Here is a 12,711-nt window from a genome sequence, read left to right on the forward strand (position 1 = left end):
AATGCTTTTTTTCAAGGCGTTACAAATATTTTTTTCGATTATACTTAACAACCCTTGGGGAGATAGGATATGAAAAAAACAGGCACTCTTCAAAGCGGTACCCTTCATCGGTACCACTCTTCAAAGTGTGCCTGCAGGAATTGAATCTCTTTTTCGTAATGAGCCACATGCCCTTCATCGATCATTTTCTGGTAAGCCTTGTTGCCTTGTGCCGCACCGGTTGTAAGTGTATCGCATAATGCCTTAATGCGTCTTATAATCCACTCTTTCATGTTGGGAGGCGGAGCTATACCATAAGACTTAAAGAACAGCGATATTCTGTGAGTACGATCCGCAGCATGTAATTCCGATCGATAAGGTATCGATGTCCCTGTAGTGTAATTTATTGCAAAGCTTGCTAGCGGGACTGAAGTGTACAGCATATAAACCATGTCCCAGATTCGTGGGCCTTGTGCAGCCAGATCAAAATCGATCAGCGCTACCGGAACCTCGTCTCTAAACACGATATTGTACAAAGCGGCATCATTGTGACAGATCACTTCATCGTCCCATTCCCCCGAAGCCTGAGGGTTATGTTCAGACTCCGTTTGGATTGAAGTAGTTGCAAAGCCTTGTACGGCGTCATGATAACGCCGTAACAACGCTGCACTCTGGATAAGGGCATGGTCCGACCATATATAGGGTTTAAAATCAGGATATTGGTTTCCCGGTACCTCTCCAGGAATAAAGGACAAGATCTCGCGACCGCTATGATCAATACCTATAAACTTGGGAGCGCCATCAAAGCCCTGCTTATCCAAATGTCGAAGCAAATCATGGACGAAAGAACTCCAATTTGTAGTACGGTGAACGTTATTTCCGATACGTACGACTTCGTTAACATTGCCACCGGGAAGTACTTCCTCCTTGTCACACATCCATAGCTCCCCTTCCCGCTGCTCCATGTGCCATCCCCAGTACCTCAGCCAGTCCCTCCAGATCCAGTCCGTCGGCGGCAAAAGCGGTGCGGACAAGCTTCGGCGGAACAAACTCGTCATATTTGCCGAGATACGGCGCCTCATCCGGATCGAGAAGCGCTCCGGCATCCTCGCAATCCGTCAGCTCCTTGCGGATTTCCTCCATCAGCGTCTCGTTATCCACCTTGCCCGCGACAACCATGTAATACGGCTCCATCGGCACGATGGAGCGAAGGGCCAGCCGCTCCGACAGATTATGCTTCAGCAATCGCTCCAGCGTCCGGAACTGCTTGCTCCCTGCCCAAGGCAGAATGAACAGGGAATCGCCTCCCGCCGGAATGACCACCTGCTTCAGCAGTCCGCTCTCCCGGGCAAGCCGGCGAGCCCGCTCCAGGCGGTTTACCGCACCCGGTGCCAGGTACGGATAGATGGTGCTGTCCTCCAGCACCTCCCGCATCTTCTGCACCACACGGGTATGCACATCGCCGCCTGCGCCAAGCCACAAGGTATCAACCTTGCCCTTGGCCGACTTCACGTACAGTGCCTTATGCTTCGTGTCGACTTCCTCCACCTTCCACAGCATGCCTGCCAGCGAGAAGCAGTAGCCGGGCGGGGGTACGGTCGTAATCGATCCGATTTCTTCCGACCCGTTATAGACGACATGCTCTTCATCGTCTTTAAACACCGCATAGAAGCGGTAGTTGTTGACGATTTTCTCTCCGCCAAGGCCGATGATCAGGCTGCCTTCTTCCGTACGCTGGATGTGGTCCGTCTGGATCAAATACTGCAAGAACTCCTTGTATTCCTCCAGCTCGATGCCGCGGAAGGCCGGGAGCGTCAGCACCGCTCGCGCCAGATCTGGCGGCTCGGCCTCGCCCATGCTCTTAAGCGTGCTCATCGTCTGATGGTAGAGTACGCCCACCGGTTTCTTCCGCAGGGCCAGCGGTTCGACCCACTTCTCGCGAATATATAGCTCAATGACAGCAATGGCCCGAAGCAGCATCCATGGCATGCGTGCCGGCAGCTGAGCTTCTTCGTCCTCATCCTCCGGACAGAGGAACATCATCTCGGAGGCCTGATCCCCGCGCCGTCCGGAGCGGCCGAGCCGCTGAACGAAGCTGGAGCAGCTGTACGGCGCGCCCAGCTGGATGACCCGCTCCAGCTCGCCGAGATCGATGCCGAGCTCGAGCGTCAGGGTGGCCGCGGCAACCGCAGGCCCCGGGCCTTCGCGGAGCGCGGCCTCGGCTTCCTCGCGCAGCATGGCCGAGATGCTTCCATGGTGCACATGGAAGACATCCCGCTGCTCGCGCTTGGCCGCAATCCGCCGCAGCTCAAGCGTAGTTAGCTCGGCATCCGAGCGGCTGTTCGTGAAGACCAGCGCTTTTTTCAGGTGGGTGTTGTCGTACACGAAGTCGTAATAGGCTTTACGTGCAAGCGCGAGCTGCTCCGCCTGCTTCTCATCCCGCGCATCCGGGAATGAGAAATGCTCGACAGACAGCCGCAGCTTGCGTCCTCCTTGCGGCGAAACGACCTCGACCGCATTCTTCGTGCCTGCGCCCAGCCAGGCGGCTGCGGTCTCATAATCACTGAGCGTTGCCGACAGCCCGATGCGGCGAGGCGAGCAGGAAGCCATCCGCTCGATACGGGTCAGCTGGCTCAGCACCTGAATGCCCCGATCGGCACCCATGAAGGCGTGCACCTCATCAATGATGACGTACCGCAAATCCTGGAACAACGCCGGAATGGCATTCGGCCGGTTCATAAGCAGTCCCTCAAGCGATTCCGGCGTAATCTGCAGCACGCCGCAAGGCTTCTGCATCAGCTTGGTTTTCTCAGCTTGGGACACATCGCCATGCCAATGCCACACCGGCACCTGACCTTCCTTCAACAAATCGGTGATGCGTTCAAACTGGTCGTTAATCAGGGCCTTCAGCGGCCCGATATACAGAATTCCTACCGAGCTGGAAGGCTCATTGTACAGCTCCGTCAGCGCCGGGAAGAACGCGGCCTCGGTCTTGCCCGATGCGGTACCGGAAGCAATCAGCAGATGGTTCGGCGTATCGAACAGGACGCGGCAGGCTTCCACCTGCGCCTCGCGGAGCGTGTCCCATCTTTTTTTATAAATAAACTCCTGAATGAACGGAGCCAGTCTGGTAAAAGGGTTCGCACTCATAATTCGAACTCCGCCAGCAGATCGTCCAAATCGTCCGAAGCCGCTTCATTATTCCTCTTGCCTTGCGGCTGCGCCGCGGCGCGTTCTCCCAGGAGCTCCTCGAAGACGGCCTCCGGATGCTGATGCAGTGTATGCAGCAGATCCATAAAGTCCCGCACCACCTCGCGGGTGGTAAGCAGCTCCTCAGCCCCCAGCCGGTTCACGGCTATCTGCATGAAGGCGATCAGCTGCTCATCCGTCAACTGCGGCTCATACTTGAAGTGCAGGGCGTGAATGTCCCGCAGCTTTTGCAGCAGAATGAGAATTTCCTCGTACGACAGCATGTCCAGCTTCAGGATGGGCGAGGTGTAGGTTTTCAGTGAACCGCTGCCGTAGCGCCCGTCGATCAGGCGGGAGCGCAGCGCATCATAACTGAACAGCCCCCGGCGCTCATCCTCGACAAACTGCGGCGTTCCGCCCATATAGATGCCCAAATGCTCCGCCTTGCCCTGCATGGTGTCGTTGAACATGGTCAGCAGCTTCTCGTAGTTGCTCTGGCGGGATACACTATTGGTAATTTTGTAGAGGTTAACCCCTTCATCAATAAACAACAGCAGTCCCTTGTAACCGATGGCCGCCGTAAATTCGGACCACAGCTTCATGTAGTCATACCAATTGTCGTCATCGATAATGATCCCCACGCCGAGGTCCTTGCGCGCTTCTGTCTTCGTTGGCACTTCTCCGCGGAGCCAGCGCAGCGCTGCCCCCTTGCGGTCATCGTCGCCCAGTTTATAGCCGTTCCAGTAAGCAGCCAGCACCTTCGCAAAATCAAACCCATGCACCAGGTTCTGCATGCCGTTAGTCACCGCATAAATCTGCAGCTCCACGCTTTCGTTCAGGGCAGGGTCATCCGGGCGCATGCCCGTTTCCTGCATGATATCCTGCTGGATCGCGGTGATCCATTTCTGCAAAATGGCTTCCAGCGCACCGCCGTCCGGCCTGGTTCTCGTGGACAGATGGGTCATCAGCTCCCGGTACGTGGCAAGCCCCTGCCCCTTCGTACCCACCAGCCGCCGCTCCGGCGACAGGTCCGCATCCGCCACTACAAAATCTCGATCCATCGCGTAGTTGCGGATAATCTGCAGCAGGAAGCTTTTGCCGCTACCGTAGCGGCCCGTAATCAGGCGGAAGGCAGCCCCGCCCTCGGCGATATTATCCATATCGAGCAGGATAGACTCCACCTCCGGCTTCCGTCCAACGGCAATAAACTCCAGCCCCACCCGGGGCACAACGCCTGCGGTTAAAGAGTTTACAAGGGCCGTTGTGAGCCGTTTGGGGATTTTTAATTCAGTCATGGTTCCACCTCTTTCAAGCAGCTTACAAACATAACGATTCCAATGCGTTTCAATCCGTTCGTTTACACGGACTTCAACGTTTCCAGCATCTCTATATAATCATCCGCAATGGTCTCCCCATCAATCAGAAGGTCCCCGATGGTATCCATTGCGGCATCATTGATCTCATCGAGCAATAGCGCCGGCATGGAGCCGGCTTTCTCCGCAATCCGCTGCAGCCCCGGGCGGTTCGGACCATCCTTCAGAACGGACAAAGCTTCCAAATGGAAGAAACTCAGACGCTCTGCGAGCTCCTGCCATTCCTCATCCTCGACCTCCCATTGCCACGACTGCTCTACTACTGCAAGCATCCCTGTAGGCATTCCGGTGTGCACGTCATTCTCTACGGGGTGCGGGTCCATACCATGGATAACTCCAACTTCAGAAGAATGCTCTTCTCGTGAACCCATGGATTGCATCAAGCTATCATCAGCGCTCCCTGACGACTCCATATAGCAGCCTTCAGCTGCTCCTAATTGGGACTCTGCTTCTGGTTGCTTCGCTTCTAGCGTATTTACGGAACTAGCGATGTCATCTGCATCATCCGATTGTTCCCGCATCTCGATGGAATCGAGCTCATAAGGATCTGCATCAAAATCCATCACGGCCTGGAACACGTCCGGTTTCTTAGGCGCGGATCTGGTGGCGGATCGGCTCCTGGAAGGCGTTTCGGTCTTAGCGCTATCTTTTGTAATAGAGCCTGCGTCGTCCAAAGGTACTCTTGGCGCTGGCGTCAGCTCGCGCTGAAACACTTCAGCCTGCTGCTGCCCGGCTTCCTCCGTAAGCAGCATGTCGCGGACCTGGTCCGACTCCCGCTGTAGCCGGCGCAGCTTCCCTGTGTCGATCTGAACCTCAGGCAGGCTCTGCTTGCGCTCGGCCTCCATCTGCTCCTGAATCTCTTTGTTCAAGTAACGGGTGATGATCTCTTCCACTTCGGGCTCAACCACATCCGCGCCGCGCAACCTTCCCTTGAAGCCTCTCAGCTCTCGCAGCTTATTCTCGGTCAAGCGGACAAGCCCGGTTATATAGGAACGCAAAGGAGCGTACTCGCTTAACGACACCACCGTCAGCACGACGGTGCGCCCGTATAACCCGTGATCGTACACCGCGCTGCGGAATAAATGGCGCTTTACCTGCCGGGGCCGTGGCTGAAAGCGGTCGATGAAGCGCTGACCCTTCATTTTTGCCAAATAGCTGTCCACGAGCGCAATCACCTTCGGGGCGTACCGTTCCAAGTCCTTGCGGCCACTCTCCTGGTAAAAACGGCTCTTCTCCACGTCATAATCCAGCAGTTCCAGCAGCAGATCCCATGTCAGCTCCACCGGCTGGAGGGAGAACCGGCGCTTCCATTCCGTCTCTTTCAGCTCAGCGGATAAAACGCGTGGAAAGCGCTGGTACGTCTCCCCGATCGGCATATCAAGGCCATGCACGATCATAAAATCATATAACCACTCCCGCATGTACGTATCCAGCTTGGCATAGCGCTTGCGGTATGCGGTCCACGTCTGCTCCATCCATTCGTACCCTTGGAGGGGATCACTCCAGCCTACGCCATGGATCAGCTCATAAAAATACACAAATAAATAGGATAAGTCCGTATCCGGGTACCGCCCGGACCTGACTTCCTCCCGCCAGTAGAAATACCATGTGAACTGGTCGCTAGTCATTTGGTCGTAGGTCGGCCAATAGCTTTTGAAGGTAACAAAAGGGGTCTCCCCCTCCACATGCCATGCGAGCTCCCTTGCCTTCTGCACGAATTGCTGCTCCTTGGTCACGTAGCGGAAATCCTCGCCCCAGTTCATATCGAGCGACTGCTGCGGCTCGACAATCAAGGGCTTCTTCGTTGGGACAGCAGGGTCAACTGTTTCCTGCACCTGATTCAGCGTATCCGGGCGCTTGTCCGGCAGCGAAACATCCTGCTCATCACCGGCCAGCTCGAATTCGGCAAAACGAATCCCCTGGTCGTTCACGTGCGTAGTATGTCTTATTGAATTTATGTGATTGTCGTTGTTAGGCTTATCATTTTTCATCAAACATGAACCTCCGTCACAACTTCAATTATACCATTTAACCGAAAGGGTCTACCCGATTTTCACATGTTTCTCATCTGTATTATAATGGACGGAATGATAGTCTAGCGAATGACTTTACGCTGAAAGGACCTTCGAATGAATAAATGGCTAAAAGCACTCTTGTTTCTAGTGGGCGCAGCTTTTCTAACGAGGCTGATCCCCTTCTCCTCCTGGTTCCGTATCCTGGATACGATGATCCACGAGCTGGGGCATGCCGTGATGACCCTTATTATGTCAGGGCGGGTACTTAGCATTGAGCTGAACCCCGATCACAGCGGTGTAACCTATTCCATGCTGGCTTCAGGCGGGTGGAGCCCGATTGTCGTCTCGCTTGCAGGCTATATGTCCGCATCCCTGTTCGCCATTCTGATGTTCTACGGCTACGCCAAGAAAAAACAGGCCGCCGGCCTGATCACCATTACCGTGCTTGCCCTCATCATGATTATTTTCTTCGTTCGCACCGGCTACGGATTATGGTGGCTGATTATTTTTATGATCGTGAATCTGATCTTTTATTTTCTCGGCGAGAAGATCCGCAATTTCTATTACCTGCTGCTCGCCTTTCTCGTACTCGAAGAATCCGTGGTCGGTCCGCTCACCCTCTTGACCATGGCGCTGACCCAGCCCAATCAAGCAGGCGACGCCTCCAACCTGGCTAACTTGACCGTGCTCCCGGCCTTCGTCTGGGCGCTGCTGTTCCTGCTGTTCTCCCTGTGGTGCGCAAAGGTGGCGCTGCAGCTGTTCTGGAAGAAGCGGTGAGGGTGAAGGAAGGTATATAGATTAAGCCAGCGTTATCCAACATGTGGATGGCACTGGCTTTTTTTATAGCGACTTTTTACTCATATGGATCTAAGGGTCACAATTCACTGCGCTTTGGAAGAGGATTAACTCCCTCATCATGGAAATTGTATAAATCAAAATAAACAAATAAAACCTATAAAAGCGTTATAAAATGAGCTATACTGAGGTAAGAATAAGTAAGGAGTCGTGCTGCGAACACGACTCCAGAGTACAAAAACTGCATAAAGAGCAGTCGGCCACGAAAGATAGGTCGAAAAATAGACCGTTACCTTAGGCAGGGCGGTCTATTTCTTTTTCATGTAGGTGAGCAATGCCAGAATGAACATGCCGAACATGAACATTAAGGAAAGGAAAGTGCATCTTTGACCTCCATGGGCATCACCTCCCTTCTGGGAGATTAGCCGACCGCCTTTATAAGCCGTATATTGTACTAGAAAATTATAACATAACGAAGACGATCTAATACGCAAACAAGCATAAAATACGATAAAAGAGTAATGAAAAAAGACTATATAAGGCAGTATATACCAATCACCCAAACCATTCTTAGGACATAGAACTCCATAAAAAATGGGCAACCCAGCAAGTAGTTCCACTACTGGCAGGTTGCCTATTTTCTATTTATACTTCACACGAATTAATTATCGCAATCTCTGACATAATCCAATTAAGTGCCTGAAAACTGAGTGACATCCTTCATCCTTCAACTACCACTCTCACCGACACCGCACCAACAAATCGATCGGATAGCGGCCTGCATTCCGTCCATACAGACTGATGCCGCCTTCTTCGGCTCGCAGCTCCAGTCGGAAGCTGCGCTTGCGGTCAAGCTTCGCCGAAAGTCTTCCCGGCACCTGCGCCTGGCACAGGTAGCCGTACGAACCGGCCTCTTCCAAGAGGTTATGAACCGGCTGATAGTGCCACGACAGAACGCCTCGGCAATCGGCAGGATCATCCGCGAGCACAGCCTCGCCGATTTTGACATCGTCTACCCAAACAGATACACGCGATTCATGCAGCTCTTCATCCGTCATATAGTAAGTGCTCGGGTTATACTCTACGTCCGCCGATGCCCCGTGCATGAAGTCGATGCCGTGGCTGCGATGCCGCGCACCCTCGATATTTCGTGCCAGCAATCGCTTGGCGCCAGCCTCAAAGAAAATCTCGATATCGCGGATCAGCGGCTGTTCCTCACGGTCCGGCAGCTGCACGTCATAGACGAATCGTCCCTCTCCGCCGCCGTTCACTTTGGCTCCTTGAAGCGCCTCCCACATATAGGTGAAGCTTTGCTCACGGAATGTGTTGACCGGAATGCGTACCGTTCTGGCTTCCGCTCCACCATTGCACTGCTCCTCTCCGCCGCGCACGTCAAACGTCGTGAAGTTGCGCGTCACGACTCCGTTCGCACCATTCAGGAGACGAACGCCGAGTATCGCAACCGCATCGGTCTCCGGCATGCGAAGCTGCAGTTCGGTCAGCGGCGCCACACCGTAACCGTCCCATGCGACCTCCAGGGATCCTTGATCAGCCACGACCTTCGTACCCAACTGGTCATAGGATAATTCCCAGGCAAGGATAAGCTTCTGTCCATGATATTGATCGGAATAACTGGAACGCTGCAGCGGTATGGATACTGCGTCTCCTTGCTCCAGCGTCTGACAAGGCGGTGCGTCAATCACAACGAAATCCGGCGTGTGCAGGTCGGCTATCGTCATACCTGGCACAAAGTCCTCGTATCCGAATTTTTTATCCGTACCATCAAGACGATAATAGCCGTTGAACTCGTTCGTGACATCACGGAATTCCGTAAATACAAAGCCGCACAGTTTATCATGGCGCCGGAATTCGTTGATCATGTAACGGTAATGCCATGCCAGATCACTGTCCCCGGCTCCTCCGTCAATTCCCCACACATTACCACATTCGCTGTTCATGAGCGGAGCGTCACCCTGCTGATTGCCGCCGATATAGTTATGCTCGGAACCCGGATGCGTCTTCTGAACAATCTCCTCGATATGATTCCGCAGCGGTTCATACCCGTTGATGTAAAAATGCCAGGTGTTAATATCCGTTTCCACATGATCATAAGCGCAAGGCGAATTGTCTTCAACGATCCGGGTCGGATCTAGCTCCTTGGCCCATCTGTACTTCTCCCGCACCCATTCCTGCGTCTCCGGGAGATAATATCGATGCTGTCCTTCTCCCCCGGTCAGGCCGGCGGATTCGCTGTCCGTGCGCAGCCCCCAAGTTTCGTTAAACATCACCCAGGAAAAAATAGACGGATGATTCCGGTCCCGCTCTATAATTTCAAGCGCCTCGCTCTCGTAGGCTGAGCGTGCTGTCTCATCCGGGTTGCCCCAAAAACACGGCATATCCTCCATCACCAGAATGCCGAGTTTATCCGCCCAATACAGCTTGCGGGGCTCCTCCGGCTTAATATGAATCCGCACGAAGTTCAGTCCAAGCCGCTTCATGAGATAGATCTCGTCCTGCATCTCCGTATCCGTCGGGTAGGTGAAGAACCCGGTCTGATGATAGGACTGGTCCAGCGTTCCGTTTAAATATACCGGCTTCCCGTTCAATGTGATCCAGCGGTACTCCCGACCGTCGAACTTCGCCGTCCCGATCTCGCGTATCCCAAAGTAAGTATGCACGACATCATCACCGGCGGAACCCGACAGAGTCAGCTGCCCTTCATACAGGTGCGGCGTTTCAGGACTCCACAGCTGCGGATCGTTAACCTGGAACACGGTAGTGCACTCATTAACCCCTTCTGCCAGCTCCCACTCCACCTGATGAGTAATGGAACCTTCTTCAAAAGAAAGATGAAGTGTCGCCGTGCCTGCTTCATGCGCCTGAATCCTGGATTTCAGTTCGACCTGACCATCGAGGGAAGTTATGAAGGTTGCTTGCTCCATGTAGGTTTGCGGCCGGGCCTCCAGCCAAACCGGCTGCCATATTCCCCGGATCTCCCCATATCCCTGCTTCCCGCGGGCCTGATAGTTATGATCATAGTCCTCTGCACGGACCACGAGAATATTGTCTTGTTCCGCATTCCAAACCGTAGTCACATCAAACTCAAATGTTCCGTACCCGCCTTGATGCGAGCCGACATGCTTGCCGTTAACCCATACATCGCACAGATAATCCACGGCGCCGAACCGCAGGAAGATTCGAGACTGCTTCTCGGCCGGCCCCCACTTCACGGAACGTCGGTACCAGCCGACACCCTTTACATCACGCTCAACACCGGACAATGGGCTTACCCAGGAGAACGGCACCGTAATCTCGGAATCAAAACACCGTGCATCGCCCGCTTGCAAGGAAATGTATTCATCCTCGCCAGCATGCTGCTGAGTATCATCGGATCCTTCTGTTTCCAGCTGGAACGACCACTGACCGTTCAGATTTAACCAATCTCTCCGCTCATAATCGGGCCTCGGGTACTCCGGGCGTGGAATTTCCGTACGGATGGGCGTTGCTACAGGAGACTTCATGAAGCGAACACAACCTTTCCTTTTTCTAAATTTGCCCCTATTCTAGCACCTGTATATAATAATTGCAATGTACATTATATTTTTACAATATATCGAATTTAGTGTACACTTGGAGTCACTATATCTCTTCAGTAAAGGAAGGGGATTATGAACGAATCGAAGCTGGAAACCAACCGTTATCCGGCATCCCGGATCGTGGAAGTAGCCAAAGCCTTATCCAGTGATGTCCGTGTGCGCATTCTTGAAGCGCTTGGCGATAAACCGATGAGTGTCGGTCAATTGGCCGAAGCGCTTGGGATTGCGCAGCCTACGGTATCCATTAATGTCCAGATGCTGGAGCAGGCGGACCTGATCGTCTCTTCGCAAGGTGCCAACCGGGAAAAAATCTGCGCCGTTACCTGCCGCTCCATTTTTCTCGAACTGCCCGCAAAGCCGGGCGAGGGGCTGCAGCGCACGGAAGAGATCCACATGCCGATCGGCATGTTCTCCCACTGCTCGATCGAGCCTACCTGCGGCATGGCGGCTCGGGATGGCTCTCTGATCGGATCGCCTGACGATCCGCGCGCCTTTTACATGCCGGAACGAACAGAGGCCGCGCTGCTCTGGTTCTCGGGATCCGGATATATCGAATATTATTTTGCCAATCCCATGCCGCCCGGAGCCGCTCTCGATGAACTGCGCATCCGTGCGGAGCTCAGCTCCGAAGCGCCTTCCTTCCAGCAGGATTGGCCATCCGATATAACCGTCAGCATTAACGATCTCCCTGTAGGCACCTGGAGAAGCCCTGGCGATTTTGGTGATCGCAAAGGGAAACTCACGCCGGATAAATGGAGAAGCGGCAGTGAATACGGCATGCTGACGGAATGGCGCGTAACCGCAACAGGCAGCCAAGTCGACGGTCAAGCGGTAGGCGCGACCACCATAGATTCGCTGGGACTCGCCTTCAACCGGCCGATTCGCGTCCGCTTTGAGGTGAAGGAAGACGCCGAATACCCGAACGGCCTGAATCTGTACGGTTCGGGTTTTGGGGATCATCCGCAGGATATCACCCTGTCTTTTGTGCGGTATACGGAGGCCTGACAGTTGATGCTGCCGGAAAAACTAACGTGAAACACATCTGCGGTATGGATGACCTTGTAGTGACAGGTCTCGTTCCGGGGCTCTACCAACACGGAGCATCCCGCAGCCAAGATGATGCAAAAAACAAGCCTTGGCAATCACAACATTGGCCTGTAAACATCGCTGACGGTTCAGCCTCACCGTGTATCCATGGCTAAATTCAATCATTTTTCTTGGGCTCAACCCCAACCTGAATAAAAGCTATTCCATGTCAACCCCTGGGCTGGCCTGGGAATAGTCTTTTTTTCTTTTAGTTATTTTCCCAAAGTTTATATTTACATTTCTATAAAAATAGATATAATGAGCATATGGATACCATACAAACCATCAAAGCACTATCAAACGAGACCCGGTTTAAACTTCTGGAGTGGCTGAAGCATCCGGAGGAACATTTTGATCCGCAGAAGCACATGCCTTCTACATGCGATTTTCAGGGCGGTGTCTGCGTCGGCTCCATTTCAGAGAAAACAGGGCTTGCACAGTCGGTCGTTTCTGGCTACCTGGTCAAATTGCAAAAGGCAGGTCTGCTGGAATCCAGGCGCTCGGGCCAGTGGACATATTACAGACGTAATGAGGAGGGTATCGCGCGTTTTATCGAACAACTCAAGAAAGAGCTATAGGCTTAAACGAGCATTATCACCATAAAGGAAGCCTACAAGCTCTTTCTTTTCATTATATATATCTATTTTTATGAAAATGCAGAAAAACATATTAGAGATA

At 53.3% G+C, this 12,711-nt stretch carries 9 protein-coding genes; 3 read left to right on the plus strand and 6 right to left on the minus strand.

Annotated elements, in window-relative coordinates:
- Positions 1-104: 104 nt before the first annotated feature.
- From WDY75_RS29520 to WDY75_RS29535, 4 genes are all read right to left on the minus strand, one after another.
- Positions 105-917 (minus strand): aminoglycoside phosphotransferase family protein, encoded by an 813-nt coding sequence (locus WDY75_RS29520; protein WP_006207599.1) that lies wholly within the window; start codon positions 915-917, stop codon positions 105-107.
- Positions 910-3,129 (minus strand): DEAD/DEAH box helicase, encoded by a 2,220-nt coding sequence (locus tag WDY75_RS29525; RefSeq protein ID WP_063478284.1) that lies wholly within the window; start codon positions 3,127-3,129, stop codon positions 910-912. Before WDY75_RS29525 ends, WDY75_RS29520 begins: the two co-directional genes overlap by 8 nt.
- Complete coding sequence (locus WDY75_RS29530) at positions 3,126-4,463, minus strand: ATP-binding protein (RefSeq protein WP_063478283.1); 1,338 nt, start codon at positions 4,461-4,463, stop codon at positions 3,126-3,128. Before WDY75_RS29530 ends, WDY75_RS29525 begins: the two co-directional genes overlap by 4 nt.
- 62 nt (positions 4,464-4,525) lie before the next feature.
- Positions 4,526-6,532, minus strand: a complete 2,007-nt coding sequence (locus tag WDY75_RS29535) for a TerB N-terminal domain-containing protein (protein ID WP_063478282.1) — start codon at positions 6,530-6,532, stop codon at positions 4,526-4,528.
- A 138-nt stretch (positions 6,533-6,670) separates the two neighbouring features.
- On the opposite strand from WDY75_RS29535, the gene WDY75_RS29540 reads away from it, so the two are divergent.
- On the plus strand, positions 6,671-7,333 hold the full coding sequence (locus WDY75_RS29540; RefSeq protein ID WP_006207595.1) for a M50 family metallopeptidase: 663 nt from the start codon (positions 6,671-6,673) through the stop codon (positions 7,331-7,333).
- A 326-nt stretch (positions 7,334-7,659) separates the two neighbouring features.
- On the opposite strand, the gene WDY75_RS29545 is transcribed toward WDY75_RS29540, so the two are convergent.
- Together WDY75_RS29545 and WDY75_RS29550 are read right to left on the minus strand one after the other, a co-directional pair.
- Positions 7,660-7,716, minus strand: coding sequence for a putative holin-like toxin (locus WDY75_RS29545; RefSeq protein WP_228029912.1), 57 nt, complete (start codon positions 7,714-7,716; stop codon positions 7,660-7,662).
- Between the two features lie 375 nt (positions 7,717-8,091).
- Positions 8,092-10,872 carry a glycoside hydrolase family 2 protein gene (locus tag WDY75_RS29550; protein ID WP_063478281.1) on the minus strand — a complete coding sequence of 927 codons (2,781 nt, stop codon included), beginning with the start codon at positions 10,870-10,872 and terminating at the stop codon, positions 8,092-8,094.
- Between the two features lie 147 nt (positions 10,873-11,019).
- Between WDY75_RS29550 and WDY75_RS29555 the strand changes: the two genes are divergently transcribed.
- On the plus strand, positions 11,020-11,952 hold the full coding sequence (locus WDY75_RS29555; RefSeq protein ID WP_006207593.1) for an ArsR/SmtB family transcription factor: 933 nt from the start codon (positions 11,020-11,022) through the stop codon (positions 11,950-11,952).
- A gap of 347 nt (positions 11,953-12,299) precedes the next feature.
- Positions 12,300-12,611, plus strand: a complete 312-nt coding sequence (locus WDY75_RS29560; protein ID WP_006207592.1) for an ArsR/SmtB family transcription factor — start codon at positions 12,300-12,302, stop codon at positions 12,609-12,611.
- The last annotated feature ends 100 nt before the right edge of the window (positions 12,612-12,711 follow it).

This window comes from Paenibacillus glucanolyticus, assembly GCF_037333485.1.
Taxonomy (GTDB): Bacteria; Bacillota; Bacilli; order Paenibacillales; family Paenibacillaceae; genus Paenibacillus_AQ; species Paenibacillus_AQ glucanolyticus.

What these genes read in the sequence shown, in the direction of transcription:
- WDY75_RS29525 (WP_063478284.1), bottom strand. Translation starts at nt 3,129, where the DNA reads ATGAGTGCGAACCCTTTTACCAGACTGGCTCCGTTCATTCAGGAGTTT.
- WDY75_RS29560 (WP_006207592.1), top strand. Translation starts at nt 12,300, where the DNA reads ATGGATACCATACAAACCATCAAAGCACTATCAAACGAGACCCGGTTT.
- WDY75_RS29530 (WP_063478283.1), bottom strand. Translation starts at nt 4,463, where the DNA reads ATGACTGAATTAAAAATCCCCAAACGGCTCACAACGGCCCTTGTAAAC.
- WDY75_RS29550 (WP_063478281.1), bottom strand. Translation starts at nt 10,872, where the DNA reads ATGAAGTCTCCTGTAGCAACGCCCATCCGTACGGAAATTCCACGCCCG.
- WDY75_RS29535 (WP_063478282.1), bottom strand. Translation starts at nt 6,532, where the DNA reads ATGAAAAATGATAAGCCTAACAACGACAATCACATAAATTCAATAAGA.
- WDY75_RS29555 (WP_006207593.1), top strand. Translation starts at nt 11,020, where the DNA reads ATGAACGAATCGAAGCTGGAAACCAACCGTTATCCGGCATCCCGGATC.
- WDY75_RS29540 (WP_006207595.1), top strand. Translation starts at nt 6,671, where the DNA reads ATGAATAAATGGCTAAAAGCACTCTTGTTTCTAGTGGGCGCAGCTTTT.
- WDY75_RS29520 (WP_006207599.1), bottom strand. Translation starts at nt 917, where the DNA reads ATGTGTGACAAGGAGGAAGTACTTCCCGGTGGCAATGTTAACGAAGTC.